Source organism: Oleiphilus sp. HI0066 (genome assembly GCF_001635725.1).
In genome coordinates, this window is record NZ_LWFH01000573.1 from 1 (window position 1) to 932 (window position 932).

A 932-nucleotide genomic window follows, 5' to 3' on the forward strand; every position below is an offset into this window, starting at 1 on the left:
TGTTTCGCGCTCGTCGTCGGCGCTTGGAATTAAAGGCGTTGTTGAATCAACAAACTCTGTCAGCTCTTGACGAAGTATTGCGAGCTCAACACCGCATGAATCTAAAACCTTTAAGGCAGAGTCGTTATCTAGCAAGGCTAGTAGCAAATGCTCAACCGTCATGAACTCATGACGTTTGTCTCGAGCATTCTTAAATGCCTCATTTAGCGTTAGCTCTAAATCTTTACTTAGCATATTTGTACCCCGACCAATCCAGGTTAATCTTGCTTCTGCNGTTCACAAAGTAGCGGATGATCGCACTCAGCTGAGTATTCATTTACTTGCGCCACTTTGGTCTCGGCAATGTCTTTCGAATAAATCCCACACACTGCTTTTCCTTGTGTATGTACGGCCAACATGACTTGCGTAGCCTTCTCTTCGTTCATTGCGAAAAATCGAACCAGCACTTCAACAACAAAGTGCATGGGTGTGAAGTCATCATTTAACATCACCACCTGGTACATCGAGGGGCGTTTCAGTGCCGGTTTATCTGGCGCCAAAAGCAATCCATCATCCTGATTCGGTTGGCTCGGGTCCACATCTGAGCCCTGATTCAATACTAGTAGACTATCTTTCAACTTACTCATTACCCGAAACGTTTTTTTACACAAATGTTAAATGGGTTCACATTCACATATTTCAATACGTTTAAACCGTCAAATCGGCCTATTTCAACATTATTTTACATCGCAAAGTGTCACCTAACAGTTTGCACCATCAATTCCGTTCTCAGGATTAAATTTGTGAAATTCTGAAAACTGATTTGTGTGATGAGTCAATTTTTTCGTTAGAAGAACTTGACACTGTTTAAAAACCAACCAGAATTAACACGCTGTAACAAATAACACGTTACAGCTTACGAATAAAAATAAAACGCAGCAGGATTATCTAGG

2 protein-coding genes are annotated in these 932 nt (G+C 41.4%); both read right to left on the reverse strand.

All coding sequences use genetic code 11. The features are described 5' to 3' along the window. Window positions 1-234 (reverse strand): Clp protease N-terminal domain-containing protein (locus A3738_RS07675; protein WP_304440080.1); only part of this gene is annotated, 234 nt, incomplete at its 3' end. Between the two features lie 23 nt (window positions 235-257). Further along, on the reverse strand, window positions 258-626 hold the full coding sequence (clpS, locus tag A3738_RS07680) for an ATP-dependent Clp protease adapter ClpS (protein ID WP_068763496.1): 369 nt from the start codon (window positions 624-626) through the stop codon (window positions 258-260). Between the last annotated feature and the right edge of the window lie 306 nt (window positions 627-932).